Genomic DNA, 16,799 nt, shown 5'->3' with positions numbered 1-16,799 from the left:
CGCACCTCACGCCTCCCCAGCCTCGTCGCTCCCTTCGGTCGCGACTCCAGCGAGAATCGGAGATTCTCTGGCAGCCGGCGCGTAGCGCCGGCGACCTCGCGCGTGCGACTCGCGGTCGTCGCTTCGCTCCGGCCGCTCGCCGGCACGCGCCATCGCAAACCTCTCTATGAATAGCCGCCCCTGCCCGCTCACTCGCTCGTAAATCGCTCCCGCTCCTTCCGCGCGAACTCGGTCCCGTACCGCTCGACGACGGGGACGTAGGCGTCGCCGAGCGCGCGCATACACGCGCTCGTGGAGACGAACCCGAGTTCCTCGGCGACGTCCTCCCACGGTCGGCCCTGAAGCACCTTCCGGACGAGCAGGCGCTCCTCTCGGTCGTCCAGCGCCGGTTCCCCGTCGATCAGCGCCGCGAGCGCGAGGTCCCGGAACGCGCCGGGCGCGGTGTCGTACATCCCCGGGCCGACCGAGGCGCCGACGACGGAGCGCCACTCGGTTTCGGTGAGATCGACGGGCGCGGCGGCCGGACACGCCCGCAGCGCCCCGCGGACCACGTCCGGGTCCACGTCGCGGTGCGCGTCCGAGAGCCCGTCGCGCTCCCGGTCCCGGAAGGCGACCGCGTGCCGGTCCAGCAGGTCGCGGCCGGCCGCGGTCTCCGGACGCAGCATGAACGCAGAGTACTCGCCCGATGCGTCGTTGCGGCTCGTCGAGAGGTGGACGGTCCGGTAGCCCGCCCGGCGCCAGAAGCGGAGCAGCCGCGGCGTCGCGCCGTAGCCGACCGAGAAGTAGTCGAGGTCGCCCGCGAACTCCGCGTGGACCTCGTCGAGCAGCCGCGCCCCGAACCCCGCGTCCCGGAGCGCGTGGTGGGTCGCGATCCGGACCGTCCGCAGGCCCCGCGGCGCGGCCGCGCCCTCGTCGCGTAGCTGGCTCGTGAGCACGTCCGGCACCATGTTGCCGCGGACGCGCTCGCCCTCGTACATCCCGCGGCGCGTCGCGGCGTCGAGCCCGCCCTCGCGCGCGAGCAGCGCGACGGCGACCACGCGCCCGTCCGCGACGAGCGCCCGGGCGACGAGGTTCGGCGCGTCGAGCAGCCGCGCGAGGTCGTTCGGCTCCGTCCGGTAGTGGGCGGCGACGAGCAGGCCGAACGCCTCGCCGAGCAGCGTCTCGTCGGCGCAGAGGTCGTCCGGGTCCAGCGCGCGATAGGTCGCGTCTCCGACCGCCGCATCGCCGACCGCCGCGTCGACCGCGGGCCGGGCGTCGAGCAGGAGCGCGCGCGACGCCCACGCCTCGACGGGGTCGTCCCGCGCGTACCGGATCGGCTCGTCGAGCCGCACGTCGCGGACCGCGAACCGAGAGTCGAGCAGCCGCTCGCGGAACCGGACCGCGAACCCGCGGCCAGCGCCCTCGTACCCGTGGACCGTCGTACAGAACGCGACCGCCGGCGCGTCGAGGAGCCCTTCCAGCAGCCGCACCGGGAGCGCGGCCGCCTCGTCGACGACCGCCGCGTCCGCCTCGCCGGCGACGTCTGCCGCGGTCGCGGGCGGGAGGAACCGGACGCGACCGCCGGCCGGCGTTCGGATCTCGCGCTCGTTCGCGCCGCCCTCGCGGCTCCCCGGGTCGGCCTCGTCGCCGTCGCCGTCGGCCTCGCCCCCGATCAGATCCCGGGCTCGCGCGAACACCTCGGCTGCGTTCCGGAACGCGGGCGCGGTGACGAGCACGTCGCGGCCCGCGGTGGCGAGCGCGCCGGCCGCGAGCCCGGCCGCGCTCGACTTCCCGCGCCCCCGGTCCGACTCGACCACGACCGCGGCCCCTGGGTCGGCGAGGGACTCGAACGCGCGCAGCGCCCGCGCCTGGTCGGCCGTGAGGCACGCCTCGTACGCGGCCGCGGGAAACCTCGCGCCCGGCGGTGCGCTTCGCTCGTCGGGTCCGCCGACGGCGTCGGGGCCGTCGGGCGCGTCGTCGTCCCCGCTCCCGTCGGCGCCCGTCAGCCCGTCGCGCTCCACCGCGTCGTCGGCCGCGGAGTCGCCGAGCGCGACGACCGCGACCCCGGGGTGCGCGCGGAGCGTCGCGACGAGGCGCTCGCGGAACCGCCCCGTCACGTCGCCGATCCCGAACGGGGGCACCGCCAGCGAGTCGTCGAACCGGTCGCGGATCCCGGGCCAGTCGTCGAGCGGAGGCGTCAGGAGGACGAGGAGGCCGCCGCCGTCGACCGCGCCGACCGCCCGGCCGAGCGCGTTCGGGACGAACCGCTCGTGGCAGTCGAGCACGACCGCCTCGCGGGTGCGGCCGAGGAGCTCGTCGGCGTTCCGCGGGCGCGTCTCCTCGAACCGGAACCCCTCGCGCGTCGAGACCATCGTCACCGCCCCGTCGTCGACCCCGAGCGACTCGACCGCGTCGTAGGCCGCGTCGACCCCGCGGTCCCGGTCGCCCGCGAGCACGAGGACGCGCCGCTCGTTCGCCCGCTCGGCCTCGGCGCGCAGGTCGCGCGCGACTCCCGCGATCATCTCCGCTCGTCGTTGCCGAGGCGCGGGGATGTGTCTTACTCTCCGCGCCGCCGTCGCCCCGACTACCCGGCGACCCGCCGACGGCCGCGAAGGCGGGAGGCTTACGGACGCTCGGCGCGTCGCTCCGGACATGACCACGGTCACGCTCATCGGGACCCGGCTCGCGGACGTGGGCCGCGAGTTCGTCTACGAGGGGGAATCGGCCGACTGCGAGGGGTGTCCCTACCGCGGCCAGTGTCTCAACCTCTCCGAGGGCACCCGCTACCGGGTGACCGGGATCCGCGAGAACGCCCAGACGCTCGACTGCGCCGTCCACGACGCGGGCGTCCGCGCGGTCGAGGTCGAGCCCGCCTCCGTCCCCGCGAACGTCCCCGCGAAGCGCGCGTACGCCGGGAGCAAGGCGTCGCTCGCCGGCCCCTGCCCGCACACCGAGTGCCCGAGCCACGGCTACTGCGTCCCCGACGGCGCCGACTTCGACGAGGAGCGCGTCATCGACCAGGTGCTCGGCGACCCGCCTCACGAGACGTGCGCGCTCGACCGCGACCTGACGCTCGTGGAGTTCCGCGCGGAGGAGTGAGGAGCCGGGGCGGGCCGACCGCCCGGAGCGTTACAGCGACGTGATCGCGTTCAGCGTGATCCGGATCGCGCGCTCGACGTTGTCCTTCGCCTTCGCCGGCAGCTCGTCGTCGGAGTCAGCGCCCTTCTGTGACCCCGCGACGAGGTTCCCGTCGACGGTGCAGATGGCGCCGGCGGCGAGCCCCTTGCGCCGCGCGAGCGAGAAGACGGTCGCCGCCTCCATCTCGATCGCGAGCAGGTTGGCGTCGTTCCAGTCGGCCACGTACTCGTCGTCCTCGTTGTAGAACGCGTCGTCGGAGACGATCGGGCCGACGTGGATCTCCTCGCCGTTCTCCTCGGCCGCCCCGACGAGCCCCGTGAGCACGTCGTAGTCCGGGACCGCCGGGTAGTTCGCCGACTCGTAGCGCTTGCTCGTCCCCTCCTCCTTCGCCGCGCCGGTCGCGACGACCATGTCGCCGACCTCCATGTCGGGCTGGAGCGCCCCGCAGGTGCCACAGCGGACGAACGTCTCGACGCCGACCCGCGAGAGCTCCTCGACGGCGATGGCGGCGGAGGGACAGCCGATCCCGGTCGAGCAGATCGTGAGGTCGACGCCCTCGTAGGTCGCGTTGACGACCTTGTACTCGCGGTTCTGCGCGACGACCTCGCTGTCGTCACAGAGGTCCGCGATCCGGTCAACGCGCCCCGGGTCGCCCGGGATGACCGCGACCTCGTGTACGTCGCCCTCCTCGACCAGCAGATGCGGCTGTTTCGCCATACGCGCGCCAACAGCCGCCGCGCGCAAAAACGGACCGGTCGGCGGCCCCGGATCGCGCCGCGGTGCGGATTTGATATCGCGCTATGTGATTTATCAGTGCGCGATCCCGGCGCCGCTCGCCCCCGAACGAGCGCGGCGGGTCCGGTCGAACCGCCCGCTTTATCGCTCGACGGCTCGACGTTCGCGTATGCCCGACGCCTCGGCGGACCTCGGCTCGACGCTCGGCGCGCTGGCGGTCGCGTTCGTCCTCGTCACGCTCGTCGCCGGGACGCTCCTCGGCTTCAACTGGACGCAGGCGGTGCTGCTCGGCGGGTTCGCCGGCGCCGTGGCCGTCGCGTCGGCGTGGCTGACGGCTCGGCGCGCGGGAGACGACTAGCCGCCTTCGTCGCCGGCGCTCGGCCGCACCCGCCCGAGTATCGCGACTGAGAGGTCGGACGGAGGATTTTATACCCGCTCGGCGTCGACCTCTCACAATGCGATTCAGTCGCGACCGTCGGGGCCAGTCGGTCGTGGTCGGGACGGTGATCCTGTTCGGGTTCCTGATCGTCGCACTGTCGCTGTATCAGGTCCAAGTCGTTCCGCAACAGAACGGACAGACGGAGTTCGAACACTTCGAGGAGGTACAAAACGACCTCGTTGAACTCAGGAACGGAATCTTATCGGCAGGGAGCTCCGAGCGTCCGCAGTTCGTTGACGTGAAACTCGGGACAAGCTACCGGACTAGGACGTTCACAATTAACCCACCTGACCCGGCAGGAACGCTACGGACGAGCGACGCGTACAACATTACGATTAGTGACGACTCTGGCACCACAGTGAATGTCTCGACGCGGTTCATCGAGTATCGGCCGGGATACAACGAGATTGAATCGGGATCGACGTGGTACGATAACTCCGTTCTCTACGTTGAAGAGACGGATTCGAACCGTCCCGCGGTGATCGTCGAAGACCAGAACATCTTGGTCGACAACGACACGCTCAGGCTGACCGCCGTCCAGAACGACTTTAGCGCGTCCGGAACTCGGAAGGTCGCCGTGGAACTGTACCCGACGAGTGACGCGACCAATCTGTCGAGCCTGTCAGGGGGACTCGACGTCCGGATACCGACCCGGCTCGGCAGCGAAGACGGCTACTGGAACGAGTCGATCGAGAACGGTTCGGTCACGTATCAGGGGATGAACGACACCGCGTATAATTCAAGCGAGGTCTCGGCGTTGCTGCTTCGCGTCGATAGCCCTGACAACATCAGCGTGAACTCTGTTGGTATTCAGCAAGAACCAACTGGAGAAACGGCGAAAGATAACGTCGGACCCAGTAGCAATGAGGACGGTGATAGCACTGATCCCACACCGAGTCAGCCGGCATTCGGCGAGTTTTCTGCGTCTGCTGCCGAATCGAATAATAATAAGATTGAGGATATTACTATTGATGGAACGACATTAAACGTCGATCCCAACTACCAGATCCAGGTCGAAATAAAAGGCAACGGTAGAAATACAAATACAAACTCAATACAAATGACTGACCCCTTCTCTATAACGGTAGACTCCCCAGGCAACCCAAATCAAGTCAATGTGACTGTTGATCTTATAGACGATAATGGAAACGTGGTAGAGAACTGTGAGAGCAATAGCCAACTAACCATCTCAAACTCCCCTCTAGATACCGAAGATGGGGACTTTACCTGTACGTAAATATATAATCTTAGGTTATATTAGTTGGACAGTATCTATTATTCTGCTCTGGAAACAGATTTTATTATTTCCACGATCGACGTATTTCCCATCGACAAAGCCATATGCCAGTCCCGTGAACGACCGTGTATGACCGCAGTCGGGATCGACGGCGTCGAGATCTGGACCGGGAAGCTCAAGCTCGACCTGCCGGGGACGTTCGCGCCGGAGCAGGGCGACGACCCCGAGAAGTACACGAAGGGGCTCGGGCTCAACAACTCCTCGTTCCCCGACGTGTACGAGGACATCGTCACGATGGGCGCGAACGCCGCCAAGGGGCTGATGGACCGGAAGGGGCTCGAACCCGAGGACGTCGGCCGGATCGACGTCGCCACGGAGTCGGCGTTCGACCACTCGAAGCCGGTGTCGACGTACATCGCGGGCTGTCTCGAACAGGTGTACGACGGCGACTTCACCCACGCCAACAAGGGCGAGCGCAAGTTCGCCTGCCTCGCCGGCACGCAGGCGATAGACGACGCGTACAACTGGATCCGAGCGGGTCGGAACCGCGACCGACCGGCGATCGTCATCACGACCGACACGGCGCTGTACGCCCGCGGCGACCCCGGCGAGGCGACGCAGGGCGCGGGCGCCGTCGCGATGCTGATCGACGAGGACCCCTCGATCGTCGAACTCTCGGCCGACCAGGGGTACGGGTCGAAAGACGAGACGGACTTCCTCAAGCCGAACCAGCAGTTCCCCAGCGTCGACGGGAAGCGCTCGGTCCAGGTGTACCTCTCCCGGATGCGCGAGGCCCTAGAGGACTACGAGTCCGTCACCGACGACATCGAACTGGAGGACTTCGCGTACGCCCCGTTCCACACGCCGTTCCCCGGGATGGTCCGGAAGGCGGCGCTGTTAGCCTACCGGCACGTCATCCGCGACACCGACCACGAGGACGCGCTGGCCGCCGAGATCGGCCGTCAGCCGCGCGAGGACGAGTACGACGACCGCGAGGCCTACGAGGAGGCGATCCGCGGCTACATGGACGACCTGAAGACGACCGAGCAGTACCAGTCGTGGTACGACGCGGCCGTCGAGCCGACGCTCGGGCTCTCTCGGGAGGTCGGCAACTGGTACACCAGCTCCGTCCACATCGCCCGCGTGAGCGCCCTGCGGGACGCCCTGAGCCGCGACCGCGAGTTCGTCGACGAGACGCTGCTCGTCGCCTCCTACGGCTCCGGCGCGCAGGCCGAGATCCACGCCGAGACGATCCGCGAGGGGTGGCGCGCGGAGGTCGAGGCGCTCGACATCGACGCCCAGCTCGACGCCCGCTACGACCTGACGTGGGACGAGTACGAGGACGTCCACGACGTCCACGAGTACGACGCCGACCTCGGCCGCGAGATCGAGGAGTTCACCCAGCCCGACGGGGAGTTCGTCTTCACCGGCTGGGGTCGGATGAACGAGCGGCAGTACGAGTACGTCGAGTAGCGGCGCGCGGCTCCGCACTCGGCCTCGTTCCGATCCGCGAGTCCTCCGCAGCGGCCCGCAGCACCGTGAAAACGGCTCACACGGGCCGTACGCGATACGATGGTTTTAAACGACACTGGCGTGAATCGAGACCCAATGGTAACCATCTACGACGTGCCGGCCGACGACCTCATCGAGGCCGTCGCCGCGCGACTCGAGGACCGCATCGACGAGCCCGACTGGGTGGAGTTCGCCAAGACCGGCGCCGGCAAGGAGCTCCCGCCGGAGCAGGACGACTTCTGGTACGTCCGCTCCGCGAGCCTCCTGCGGAAGGTCGCCCAGAACGAACCGATCGGCATCGAGCGGCTCGCGACCGAGTACGGCTCGAAGAAGCGCGGTTCGAACCGCTACGTCGTCCGCCCCCCGGAACACGAGGGCGGCTCCCGGAACCTCATCCGAACGGCCCTGCAGGCGCTCGAAGAGGAGGGGCTCGTCACCACCGCTTCCGGCGAGGGCCGCCGCCTCTCCGACGAGGGTGAGGCGTTCCTCTCGGAGGTCGCGACCGACGTCTTCGAGGACCTCGACCGGCCGGAACTCGAACGCTACGCGTAAGCAGTTTTTCTCGTTTCCGCCCGCGTAACTCCCTTAGCCACCGCTTTTCGCTCAATTTCGGGTACGCTGCGCCGACCCCGCGAGCGATCGCTCCGACCGTCCGGTTCGCCCCCGATACGCGCCATACACTCGATACCGCTATATCGAATTGCGATCGGGCGGGCCCACACCCGACGCGCAGTCGCGCCGGTCGCGTCGTCGCGGGCGGGCGCCATCCGCCGACGCGTTCGCGACTCTCATCCCATCGCTCTCGCCGACTATCACTCCGCCGCTCTTTCTAACTCTCATCCCGCCGCTGCCTTCTTGATCCCGCGCGTCAGAGTCCGTTTGTGAGTCGCGAATGACGGGATCAGGCGTCGGCACGGTCGAACGGATTCACGTCGCCTCGGGGACGGGCGGCGAGCCGGAGTCGCGGGAGGCGGTCGAGGCGGTCGCGGACCGCGGCCTCAGGGGCGACCGCTACTTCGACGGCGACGGGATCTACAACGAGCAGGCGGACCTGGAGCCGAGCGACGTGACGTTCATCGCGGCGGAGACGCTCGCGGCCGCGGCCGAGGAGTACGGCGTCGACCTCGACGCGGGCGCCCACCGGCGCAACGTCACGACGCGCGGCGTCGCCCTCGACGAACTGATCGGCGAGCGGTTCCGGGTCGGCGAGGCGGTCGTCGAGGGGACGGGCCACTGCGAGCCGTGCGGCTACATGGCGGACCTCGCGGAGCAAGCGGACGCGGCGACCGCCCTCGACGGCCGCGGCGGGCTCGACGCCCGGATCGTCGAGTCGGGGACGATCGCGGTCGGCGACGAGATCGTCCGATAGGCACTCGACAGCGGCGGGAAAGAAACGAGGGCGGTGCGGCGTCGCGACCCGAGCTATCCCGTGTTCTTCATCCCGGCGGCGATGCCGTTGACCGTGAGCCGCAGGGTGCGCTCCTCCTCGTCGGTGCGGTGGGTGCGCCCGAGGAGGTTCGCCTGGAGGAGGTTCAGCGGGTCGACGTAGGGGTTCCGCCGGTCGAGGCTCTCTTCGAGCCACTCGCGGCGGAGCAGCTGGTCGCGGCCGCTGATCGCCAAGACCAGTTCGCGCCCGCGCTCGTACTCGGCGACCAGGTCGGGGAAGAAGCGCTCGCGGAGCTCGTCGTCGGCCAGGTCGGCGTACTCGGCCGCGATCTCCGGCTCGGTGCGCGCGAGCGCCAGCGAGGCGTTGTCGAGCGTCGTCCGGAAGAACGGCCACTCGTCGAACATCTCGCGGAGCGTCTCCATCCCCTCCTCCTCGCCGACCTCGTCGAGGTAGGCGTCGATGCCGGAGGCGATCGCGTACCAGCCGGGGAGGATGAGCCGGGTCTGGGTCCACGAGAACACCCACGGGATGGCGCGCAGGTCCTCGACGCTGCGCTCGCCCGACCGCGAGGCGGGCCGGGAGCCGAGGTTGAGGTCCTCGACGACGCTGATGGGCGTCGCCTGTTCGAAGTAGGAGACGAACCCGTCCGTGTTCAGCAGGTCGCGGTACGTCTCCCGCGCCGCGGGCGCCATGGTCTCCATCGCCTCGACCCAGCGGTCGGGCACGTCCTCGACCGGCTCCTCGTTCGCCTCCTTCCGGGCGCGGATCTGCGCGTCGAGCATCTGCTCCAGCTCGCGCTCGGCGATCCGCGGGTTGGCGTACTTTTCGGCGATGGCCTCGCCCTGCTCGGTGAACTTCACCTGCCCGGTGACGGTCTCGTTCGGGAGCGCGAGCAGCGCCTCGTTCATCGGGCCGCCGCCGCGCGAGATGGAGCCGCCGCGGCCGTGGAACAGCCGGAGCGTCACGTCCTCCTCGCGGCAGAACCGGGCGATCCGGCGCTGGTTCTCGTAGAGGTCCCAGTTCGCCGCGAGGAACCCGTTCTCCTTGTTGGAGTCGGAGTAGCCGAGCATGACCTCCTGGACCTCGCCGCGCGCTTCGAGCGCGGCCGCGTACGCCTCGTTCTCGAAGAGGGTGCCGAGGATGCGCTCGGCGCCGTTGAGCGCGGACTCGGTCTCCAGGAGCGGGACCACGTCGACCGCGCAGTGGTCGGGCAGGGAGACGACGCCGACTTGGTCGGCTAAGAAGAGCACCTCCAGCACGTGGCTCGGCTCCTCGGTCATCGAGATGCAGTAGGTGTCGATCGCCTGCTGGCCGTACTCCTCCTGCCACTCCGCGAACGACGCGAAGCGCCGCAGGACGCGCTCCGTCGTCTCGGAGACGTCGCCGGGCTCGTCGACGTCGACGACCGGCTCGCCTTGAAGGATCGCCTCGGTGAGGAAGTCGACGCGCTCGTCCTCGCTCATCCCCTCGTAGTCGACGCCCTCGACCGCGACCGCCTCGGCGACGGCCTCGGTGTGGTTCTCGCGGTGGTCGCGGAGGTCGAGCGACGCCAGCGTGAGCCCAAACGTGTCCACCTGCCTGCGGAACGGCTCGACGAAGGACTCCAGGACCGACTCCTGGCCGTCCTCGCGCAGCGACTCGGCGATGACGTCGAGGTCGTCCAGGAACGCGTCGCCGTCGGGGTACTCGCCCGGGCGCACGTCGTTGACGCGGTCCAGCCGCTCGCGCATCAGCCTGAGCTTCTGCCGGTACGGCTCGTCGGGGTAGCGCTCGCGCGCCTCCTTGACGACGGTGGGGAACCGCTCGGCGTCGGCGGCGAGCGACCGCGCCAGCGCGTCGCCCGCGGCGTAGCGCTCGCCGTCCTGGCTCAGCACGGCGGAGAGCCGCTTACACCGGTCGCGGTACTTCTCGACGGCGACCTCGCGCTGGCGTTCGAGCGTCTCGTCGGTCACCTCCGGCGTGACGAACGGGTTGCCGTCGCGGTCGGAGCCGGCCCACGAGCGGAACTCGAAGAGCTTCGGGCAGTCGACGTCGTCGTACTCCTTCGAGATGGTTTCCTCGAACTCCTCGTATGCGTCGCCGACCACGTCGAAGAGGGTGTTCTCGAGGTACCACTGGACGTTTCGCGCCTCGTCTTCCGGCTCGGGCGCGCGCTGGCGGACCTGTCGCGTGCCCCACAGGCTGGTCACCTCGGCGGTGACGTCGCGCCAGACGGCGCGGCGCTCGCGCTCGGTGAGGTTGCGCTCGTCGAGCTCGCCGAGGTGGTTCGCGATCGAGCGGAGCTTGGACTTCACCGTCGAGCGCCGGGCCTCCGTCGGGTGGGCGGTGAACGTCGGCTCGATGAGCACGTCGGCGAGCAGCTCCTCCAGCTCGTCGGCGTCGACGCCGGCCTCGGCGAACTCGGCGATCGTCGCGTCGAAGGAGTCGTGGAGGGCGCTCCCGTCGTCGGCGTTCCGGACCGCGCGGACCCGCTCGCGCTCCTCGGCGAGGTTGATCAGTTCGAAGTAGGTCGTGAACGCGCGGGCGACCACCTCCTCCCGCGTCGTCGAGAGGTCGCCGACCGCCTCGTGGAGGGCCGCCCGGTCCTCGGCGTCGCCGCGCCGGTAGTCGATCGCCGCGTTCCGAAGCGTCTCGACCGTCTCGTACGCCTCCGTCGACGCCTGCGCGGCCAGGACGTCTCCCACCAGCGCCCCGAGTTCCCGAACGTCCGTCCGCACGTCCCGATTGTGCAACTTCATACCACACATACTGCGGTCGCGGTCGGTTAAAACCGCGGTCTGGACGAATGCTTGCCTCGGTTCCGAGTTAATTCGATCACGAACGTTCCTGTTCGACGGCGGTCGCGGGGGCGTGGTCGGCGGAGTCCACGTCCGGAGCGCCGGCGACGACCGGCGACGGCGGCGATTCTCGCGCCGGTGGAGGGTTCGTCACCCTTTTTACCGATCCAACCTCAGGTGCGGGTATGAGTGCGTCCGACAAGTATCCGTCCGAGTCCGGGCGGCGACGCTTCGTGAAGGGCGTCGTCGGCGGCGCGGCCCTCGCGGGGGTCGGTGCGATGGGGTCGGCGACCGTGAACACCCTGACGACCGCCGGGGGGGTCGGCGGCGGGTCGACGGTCGCGAGGACCATCGCGCACACCGGCGGCCCGGCGCCCCGGGGGCTCCCGCAGATCCCCGTTCGGGTCACCGACGAGGGGTACATCGAGGGCATCTGGCCCGAGACGACTACCGTCACCCAGGAGGGACAGGAGATCGAGGTCGCCCAGGAAGAGCTCGGCGGCGTGACCTACTCCGGCGCGTGGTTCCAGTACTGCGGCGTCGAGTCGCAGGAGAACGTCCAGCCGAACTTCGAGTCGGACAACCTGTTCCGCGCGGCGAGCGGCCCGCCGTACGACTGGCAGTCGAACACCTACTCGGGCGGCGACCGGATCCACGTCGACGACTTCTCCGACTACGAGGAGTGGGGCAACGGGATCGGCAGCGCGGGCGTCGGCAAGCCCGCGTCGGTCACGTGGCGCTCCGAGGACGCCGACACGAACCTCAACGCGATCGTGCTCCGATCGCCCGAGATCGAGGAGGCGGCCCAGAACGACGAGTGGCTCCAGGCCTCCACCGACCAGGGGTTCATGGCGTACCTCAACGTCTGTACCCACTTCTGCTGTATCCCGGGGTACAAGGTGCTGGAGGAGTCCGCCCGCTACGACGCCGCCGACGGGACCTACTGCGTCTGCCACCAGTCGACGTACGACCCGTTCACCATCGAGGAGGCGCTGTTCATCGCCCGGCCTCGCCCCGAGGAGTAACGCCGTCTCCGCGTTCCAGCCTTCCTTCCGTCTCCCGCTCCGCGACCGAGAGTCCCGCCGCGCTTTTCACGTCGCTCGCCCGAGAGGACGACATGAGCGACGACCCCGCTTCCGACGACTCCGCTTCCGACGAGGCTGCCCGCGACGACCGATCCGCGGCTTCCGACGCGGCCGACGGCGACGACTTCGAGACGGAGATCGCCCGCGCCCGCGACCTCCTCGACGGCGACGACATCGACGCGGTCCACGTCGGCGTCGTCCGCGACGGCGAGGTCGACACCACGTTCGCCCAGCGCACCGACGACGACCCCGACGGCGCCGGCCTCCGCGCGCTCGCGCTGCTCGCCGCGCACGTCAGGCTGGTCGCGGGCGAGGCCGGCGTCGAGCCCTCCACCGTCGCCGGCGACGCCGCGACGCTCGCGGGGCAGGTGGAGCAGATCCCGGCCAGCACCGATCAGCTCCCCGACGAGTGACGCCGGCCGCGGGTCGAGTCAGGACTCGGTCGCGCGGATCCGGCGGAGCTGGTGAGCGACGCCGGCGAGCGCGACGAACAGGACCGCGAGGTTGAACACGGCGAGCGCGATCGGCTCGTAGGCCGGGTCCAGCCACGTGCGGATCGCGTCCCCGGACTGGGTGTAGAACCCCCAGCCGGCGACGACCGCGAGCAGCGACAGCGCCGCCAGCCCGACCCGGTCTAGCAGGCCGCGGAGGCCGCCCGTCGAGAGACCGCCGCCTCCCGGGGAGTCGACCGGGTCCGTCCAGTAGCTCCCCTCGTCGCGGTCGGGGTCCGGTTCCTCGCGGTCGGTGCGGTCGGCGTCCGTCGCCGTGCGCTCGGTCGCGTCGGTGTCGTCGGTCATGGGCTGTGGTGGGTCGCTCGTGTGGTCGCGGTCGCTGGCCGCCTCCTCGTCGCTCGGCTCCCCGCGCGGCGGGTCGTCCGTCATCGTCGCCTCCGCGCCGCCAGCGCCGCGACGACGAGCGCGACGAGCGCCGCGAGCGGACCGAAGCCGGGCGTCGCGTCGGCGCTGGCACCGTCGCCGCCCTCTCGGCGGGCGCCGTCGGCGCCGTCGCCGCCGACGTCGTCGCGCTCGAAGTCCTCGACGGAGAACGCCACGTCGCGGACCGTCTCGTTCGCGGTGATGGTCTCCCGCGGGTTCAGGTTCGCGACGCCCTGCGTCTCGTCGACGAGGACGTCGTCGTCGAACAGCGCGGCGTCGATGTAGTAGTTGTAGCCGTCGGGCACCTCGACGGTCGCCGTCACGGTGTCGGTGCGGCCGGGGCGGACGGTGCCGACCGTCTCCGTCGCCTCCGCGGCGATGACGTTCGACTCCGCCTGCCGGAGGTACAGCCGGAGGTCGACGTCATCGCTCGCCTCGTCGCCGCGGTTCGTCACCGACACCGACGCCGACAGCGTCGCGGTCCCGTCGCCGGCCTCGGCCACGCTCACGGCGACGGTCGGCCAGACGCTCCCGTCGGTGAACCCGACCTGCGTGTCGGCGTAGTCGGGCGTGAGCGCCGCGACGCCGGCGACGCGCGTGGTCTGCTGCTCGCGGCGCTGCCCGTCCGCGAAGACGACCGTCTCGATGCGGTAACCGCCCTCGCGCTCGACGGTGACGGTGCCGTTGACGGTGCGTTCCCCCTCGGCGTCGACGTCGCCGACCTCGACGGTCGTCTCGTCGACGAGGAGGCCGGACTCGGAACCGATCGCGCGGTGGCGGACGGTGACGTTCTCGACGGGCCCGCCGCGGTGGCGGAGGTCGGTGCCGAGCCGGAGCTCAGCGGTCTCGCCGCGCACCTCGCCGGGGGCGACCGTCGCGCCGGCGACGTCGATCCGCCCGGGCGGCTCGTCCGTCGCTCGGGGGTCGGTGAGGGCGTCGGGCGCGGCGACCGCGCCGACCGCGCCCGCGACGAGGAGCGCGGCGGCCGCCGCCAGGAGGGCCGTGCGGGTGTCCATGTGCGACCGGTTACGAGCCTGATATAAGTGCTTTGTCCAGCCGCCGACGGCCGCCGGGCGAAACCGGGGTCAGAGGACGCGATACCGCCCGTTCGACTCGGTGACCTCGCCGCGGCGCGTGAGACGGGTCAGGACCTCGCGGGCCGCGTCGGCGGGGACGCCGTCCCGCTCGGCGCGCTCCACGACCGCCGCCTCGGTGGGATCGTCGACGGCGTCGACCGCGTCGCGGACGACCTCGGTTCGGTTCCGCGACCCGCCCCCGCCGCCCTCGGCTCGCTCGCCGGCCGCGTCGACCGCGTCGGCGTCGAGCCCCGACGCTTCGAGGTACTCGCGGTCATCGATCCCCGCGTCCTCGACCGCGGCCTCCAGCTCCGAGACGTGGTCGACCTCCGCGAACGCCGCGCTGTCGCCGCGCTTCTTCGCGAGCAGTGCCGACCGCGCCTCCCGCGCGGCCGCGCGGTCCTCGGACTCGAAGAAGCGCTTGAGCTTGGCGGTACGGTGGGTCTTGCCGCACCGCGAGCACTGCGCGGTCTCGCTCGTCTCGGGGTCCGTGACCAGCCACATGTTGGCGCACTCGTTGCAGCCGACGACCGCGTACATGTCCCCGGATTCGACGGCCCCGAAGTTGAACCCTCGGTCCCAGAATACGACGCCGTCGTCGACTACACCATCACTGCCGTGGCGCGTGCCTCCGAGTGGCCGCCGAAGGCGGCCGCGAGGAGCACGCGCGAGAGAGTCAGTCGCCGGAGCGAAGCGGAGGCGACTGACGAGGCTGGGGAGGCGTGAGGTGCGGGACGGTGCGGGGCGGGACTCAAAGGGGCAGCCGCGAGGGCGAAGACGGGCGACGTAAGGACCGCAGGAGTGAGCGAAGCGAGCGACGAGGACCGCAGCGAGCCCATCGAGTCCTCGCGGCTGGGGCTTTGACGGTGTTCTCCGGCGATCCGTCAGCGACGACGCAGAACCGAGCAGCTGGGGCTTTGACGGTGTTCCACCCAGAGTGATCTGTGGTCTCGCCTCATTGACGGCCGCCCGAGAATCGGTCGGAAACCACCTCGAAACCCACGTATCAGTCCGATTCGATCTCGTTCGCGGCCGCGAGGACCTCGTCGTGAAGGGCGCCGTTCGAGGCGACGAGGCCCGTCGAGTCGTGGCGCCACCGCTCTCCGTTCAGGTCCGTCACGCGCCCCCCGGCCTGCCGGATCACGAACACCCCGGCCACCGTGTCCCAGGGGTTCGCGGCGACGTTCGTGATCGTCCCCTCAAGCCCGCCGGCGGCGACGGTCGGGAGCACCACCTGCGCGGCGCCGAACCGGCGCATGTCGCCGAAGCGGGTGACGATCGCCTCGCAGGCGGCCGCGTACTCGTCGCGGGCGTCGTAGTCCCACCAGATAGTCGGGTCGACGGCGGCGCCGCGGGGGTCGGCCACGTCGCTCACCGCGATCGGCTCGCCGTTGCGGTACGCGCCCGTGGCGTCGGCGGTGTAGGTGTCGCCGAGCGCGGGCGCGACGATCGCCGCCGCCACCGGCTCGCCGTCGACGACGGCGGCGACCGCGGTGGCCCACACGCGCACGCCGCGGACGTAGTTGTTCGTCCCGTCGATGGGGTCGATCACCCACGCGGGACCCTCGTCGGGCACGGTCTTGCGCTCGTCCTCCTCCTCGCCGACGACCGCGTCGTCGGGGTACGACTCGCGGATCGACGCGATGACGGCGCGCTGGGCGGCGCGGTCGGCCTCCGTCACCACGTCGTCCTCGCCTTTCGTCTCCACCGCGATGTCGCTCCGGAAGTGCTCGTGCGCGACCGCGGCGCCCGCCTCCGCGGCGCGCTTCGCGACGGCCGCGCGCTCGGCGACGTCGTCCGCGCGCTCCGCGACGGGGGGGACGGACTCGTCGCCGCGTCCGGTCGCGTCGGCGTCGTGCTCGTCTGCGTCGGTCATGGCCCCGGTCGACCCTCCGGCGGCGTATAAACGTCGGTTCGGCGCGGGCGACGCCGCAGAATTAACTCAGTTCCGAATCCGAGTACCTTTAACTAGGTCGCGGCCGGTGGATCGCATATGGAACCAGAGGAAGCGGTCCGTCAGCTCGAGTACACCATCGACGCCTCGCTCGACGAGATCGGTCAGCGCGCCGCCGCCGGCTACCGACCCACCTTCGAGCGCGTGGCCGAGCGCGCGGACGGGAGCGCGGTGTACGACCTCGCGGGTGAGCTCTCCGAGGAGGTCGTCGCCGGCTCCTGTCCGTCGCCGGCGGAGGCGAACGCCGTCGCCGAACGTGTGCTCGACGACTGGGCGTACACGGATGGTGGGGAGTAGCGAACGCAGGTTCGTCTGACTATTTACGTCTTTGAGCCCGCCTACTAACTGGTTCATCCTCGCCACTATATACTACTCTACTTATAATTGGATCCACGTCCGGACATTTCAGTCATCACTCAAATGACAAAATACCCCTCTAATAGTAATGCCGCAATGTGGGCTTCAATGAGGTTAGAAAGGTCGCGTTAACTTAGAGGATGAGGCGCTCGACTTCAGAGTGCTTATGGCCGAAATCGAACGCCTCAGCGAACGTATCACGTGGATCGACTTGTCGTTTGTGGAGCGAGATCGAACGCCGCGCTGGG

The 16,799-nt window shown here is 69.9% G+C and carries 16 protein-coding genes; 9 read left to right on the top strand and 7 right to left on the bottom strand.

What is annotated here, in order from left to right; all coding sequences use genetic code 11:
• Positions 1-188 precede the first annotated feature (188 nt).
• Positions 189-2,501 (bottom strand): tRNA(Met) cytidine acetyltransferase TmcA, encoded by a 2,313-nt coding sequence (tmcA, locus tag EXE50_RS11795; protein ID WP_137705169.1) that lies wholly within the window; start codon positions 2,499-2,501, stop codon positions 189-191.
• Positions 2,502-2,631: 130 nt separating this feature from the next.
• Here tmcA and EXE50_RS11790 point away from each other — a divergent pair, with 130 nt between their 5' ends.
• A complete protein-coding gene (locus EXE50_RS11790; protein WP_053770592.1) occupies positions 2,632-3,078 on the top strand; it encodes a UPF0179 family protein in 447 nt (148 codons plus the stop codon).
• A 30-nt stretch (positions 3,079-3,108) separates the two neighbouring features.
• Here the strand turns inward: EXE50_RS11790 and EXE50_RS11785 are convergent, their stop codons facing one another.
• The gene (locus tag EXE50_RS11785; RefSeq protein WP_137705168.1) at positions 3,109-3,834 is read right to left on the bottom strand and encodes a nucleoside phosphorylase; all 726 of its coding nucleotides are present in this window, start codon (positions 3,832-3,834) and stop codon (positions 3,109-3,111) included.
• A gap of 187 nt (positions 3,835-4,021) precedes the next feature.
• On the opposite strand from EXE50_RS11785, the gene EXE50_RS11780 reads away from it, so the two are divergent.
• The 5 genes from EXE50_RS11780 to EXE50_RS11760 all read left to right on the top strand — a co-directional run bounded on the left by EXE50_RS11780 (position 4,022) and on the right by EXE50_RS11760 (position 8,409).
• Complete coding sequence (locus tag EXE50_RS11780; RefSeq protein WP_053770594.1) at positions 4,022-4,210, top strand: hypothetical protein; 189 nt, start codon at positions 4,022-4,024, stop codon at positions 4,208-4,210.
• 97 nt (positions 4,211-4,307) lie between these two features.
• Positions 4,308-5,528, top strand: a complete 1,221-nt coding sequence (locus EXE50_RS11775; RefSeq protein WP_121600094.1) for a hypothetical protein — start codon at positions 4,308-4,310, stop codon at positions 5,526-5,528.
• A gap of 129 nt (positions 5,529-5,657) precedes the next feature.
• Positions 5,658-7,001, top strand: coding sequence for a hydroxymethylglutaryl-CoA synthase (gene hmgB, locus EXE50_RS11770; protein ID WP_137705167.1), 1,344 nt, complete (start codon positions 5,658-5,660; stop codon positions 6,999-7,001).
• A 135-nt stretch (positions 7,002-7,136) separates the two neighbouring features.
• Positions 7,137-7,592 carry a 30S ribosomal protein S19e gene (locus tag EXE50_RS11765; RefSeq protein ID WP_053770598.1) on the top strand — a complete coding sequence of 152 codons (456 nt, stop codon included), beginning with the start codon at positions 7,137-7,139 and terminating at the stop codon, positions 7,590-7,592.
• 340 nt (positions 7,593-7,932) lie between these two features.
• A complete protein-coding gene (locus EXE50_RS11760) occupies positions 7,933-8,409 on the top strand; it encodes an MOSC domain-containing protein (protein WP_137705166.1) in 477 nt (158 codons plus the stop codon).
• 53 nt (positions 8,410-8,462) lie between these two features.
• Here EXE50_RS11760 and ppc read toward each other — a convergent pair whose 3' ends face one another.
• The gene (gene ppc, locus EXE50_RS11755; RefSeq protein WP_053770600.1) at positions 8,463-11,165 is read right to left on the bottom strand and encodes a phosphoenolpyruvate carboxylase; all 2,703 of its coding nucleotides are present in this window, start codon (positions 11,163-11,165) and stop codon (positions 8,463-8,465) included.
• Positions 11,166-11,389: 224 nt separating this feature from the next.
• Between ppc and EXE50_RS11750 the strand changes: the two genes are divergently transcribed.
• Together EXE50_RS11750 and EXE50_RS11745 are read left to right on the top strand one after the other, a co-directional pair.
• On the top strand, positions 11,390-12,229 hold the full coding sequence (locus EXE50_RS11750; protein WP_053770601.1) for a cytochrome b: 840 nt from the start codon (positions 11,390-11,392) through the stop codon (positions 12,227-12,229).
• 92 nt (positions 12,230-12,321) lie between these two features.
• Positions 12,322-12,702: a hypothetical protein gene (locus tag EXE50_RS11745; RefSeq protein WP_137705165.1), complete on the top strand. Its 381-nt coding sequence runs from the start codon at positions 12,322-12,324 to the stop codon at positions 12,700-12,702.
• Between the two features lie 18 nt (positions 12,703-12,720).
• Here EXE50_RS11745 and EXE50_RS11740 read toward each other — a convergent pair whose 3' ends face one another.
• The 4 genes from EXE50_RS11740 to EXE50_RS11725 form a co-directional block, all read right to left on the bottom strand.
• Positions 12,721-13,170: a hypothetical protein gene (locus tag EXE50_RS11740; RefSeq protein ID WP_053770603.1), complete on the bottom strand. Its 450-nt coding sequence runs from the start codon at positions 13,168-13,170 to the stop codon at positions 12,721-12,723.
• Positions 13,167-14,180, bottom strand: a complete 1,014-nt coding sequence (locus EXE50_RS11735) for a PGF-CTERM sorting domain-containing protein (protein ID WP_137705164.1) — start codon at positions 14,178-14,180, stop codon at positions 13,167-13,169. The genes EXE50_RS11740 and EXE50_RS11735 overlap by 4 nt, the downstream gene beginning before the upstream one ends.
• Before the next feature lie 69 nt (positions 14,181-14,249).
• Positions 14,250-14,780 carry a DUF5817 domain-containing protein gene (locus tag EXE50_RS11730; protein WP_137705163.1) on the bottom strand — a complete coding sequence of 177 codons (531 nt, stop codon included), beginning with the start codon at positions 14,778-14,780 and terminating at the stop codon, positions 14,250-14,252.
• 466 nt (positions 14,781-15,246) lie between these two features.
• Positions 15,247-16,116 carry an inositol monophosphatase gene (locus EXE50_RS11725; protein WP_137705162.1) on the bottom strand — a complete coding sequence of 290 codons (870 nt, stop codon included), beginning with the start codon at positions 16,114-16,116 and terminating at the stop codon, positions 15,247-15,249.
• Between the two features lie 117 nt (positions 16,117-16,233).
• Here EXE50_RS11725 and EXE50_RS11720 point away from each other — a divergent pair, with 117 nt between their 5' ends.
• Positions 16,234-16,491, top strand: coding sequence for a hypothetical protein (locus tag EXE50_RS11720; RefSeq protein ID WP_137705161.1), 258 nt, complete (start codon positions 16,234-16,236; stop codon positions 16,489-16,491).
• Positions 16,492-16,799 lie beyond the last annotated feature (308 nt).

This window comes from Halorubrum sp. ARQ200, assembly GCF_005435115.1.
Taxonomy (GTDB): domain Archaea; phylum Halobacteriota; class Halobacteria; order Halobacteriales; family Haloferacaceae; genus Halorubrum; species Halorubrum tropicale.
The sequence above is the reverse complement of the archived record's forward strand: the minus strand, read 5'-3'. Positions and strand labels throughout refer to the sequence as shown.

Coding starts and splice junctions, on each gene's coding strand:
- EXE50_RS11785 (WP_137705168.1), bottom strand. CDS start 3,834: ATGGCGAAACAGCCGCATCTGCTGGTCGAGGAGGGCGACGTACACGAG.
- EXE50_RS11765 (WP_053770598.1), top strand. CDS start 7,137: ATGGTAACCATCTACGACGTGCCGGCCGACGACCTCATCGAGGCCGTC.
- tmcA (WP_137705169.1), bottom strand. CDS start 2,501: ATGATCGCGGGAGTCGCGCGCGACCTGCGCGCCGAGGCCGAGCGGGCG.
- EXE50_RS11750 (WP_053770601.1), top strand. CDS start 11,390: ATGAGTGCGTCCGACAAGTATCCGTCCGAGTCCGGGCGGCGACGCTTC.
- hmgB (WP_137705167.1), top strand. CDS start 5,658: ATGACCGCAGTCGGGATCGACGGCGTCGAGATCTGGACCGGGAAGCTC.
- EXE50_RS11730 (WP_137705163.1), bottom strand. CDS start 14,780: ATGTACGCGGTCGTCGGCTGCAACGAGTGCGCCAACATGTGGCTGGTC.
- ppc (WP_053770600.1), bottom strand. CDS start 11,165: ATGAAGTTGCACAATCGGGACGTGCGGACGGACGTTCGGGAACTCGGG.
- EXE50_RS11775 (WP_121600094.1), top strand. CDS start 4,308: ATGCGATTCAGTCGCGACCGTCGGGGCCAGTCGGTCGTGGTCGGGACG.
- EXE50_RS11780 (WP_053770594.1), top strand. CDS start 4,022: ATGCCCGACGCCTCGGCGGACCTCGGCTCGACGCTCGGCGCGCTGGCG.
- EXE50_RS11760 (WP_137705166.1), top strand. CDS start 7,933: ATGACGGGATCAGGCGTCGGCACGGTCGAACGGATTCACGTCGCCTCG.
- EXE50_RS11735 (WP_137705164.1), bottom strand. CDS start 14,180: ATGGACACCCGCACGGCCCTCCTGGCGGCGGCCGCCGCGCTCCTCGTC.
- EXE50_RS11725 (WP_137705162.1), bottom strand. CDS start 16,116: ATGACCGACGCAGACGAGCACGACGCCGACGCGACCGGACGCGGCGAC.
- EXE50_RS11790 (WP_053770592.1), top strand. CDS start 2,632: ATGACCACGGTCACGCTCATCGGGACCCGGCTCGCGGACGTGGGCCGC.
- EXE50_RS11740 (WP_053770603.1), bottom strand. CDS start 13,170: ATGACGGACGACCCGCCGCGCGGGGAGCCGAGCGACGAGGAGGCGGCC.
- EXE50_RS11745 (WP_137705165.1), top strand. CDS start 12,322: ATGAGCGACGACCCCGCTTCCGACGACTCCGCTTCCGACGAGGCTGCC.
- EXE50_RS11720 (WP_137705161.1), top strand. CDS start 16,234: ATGGAACCAGAGGAAGCGGTCCGTCAGCTCGAGTACACCATCGACGCC.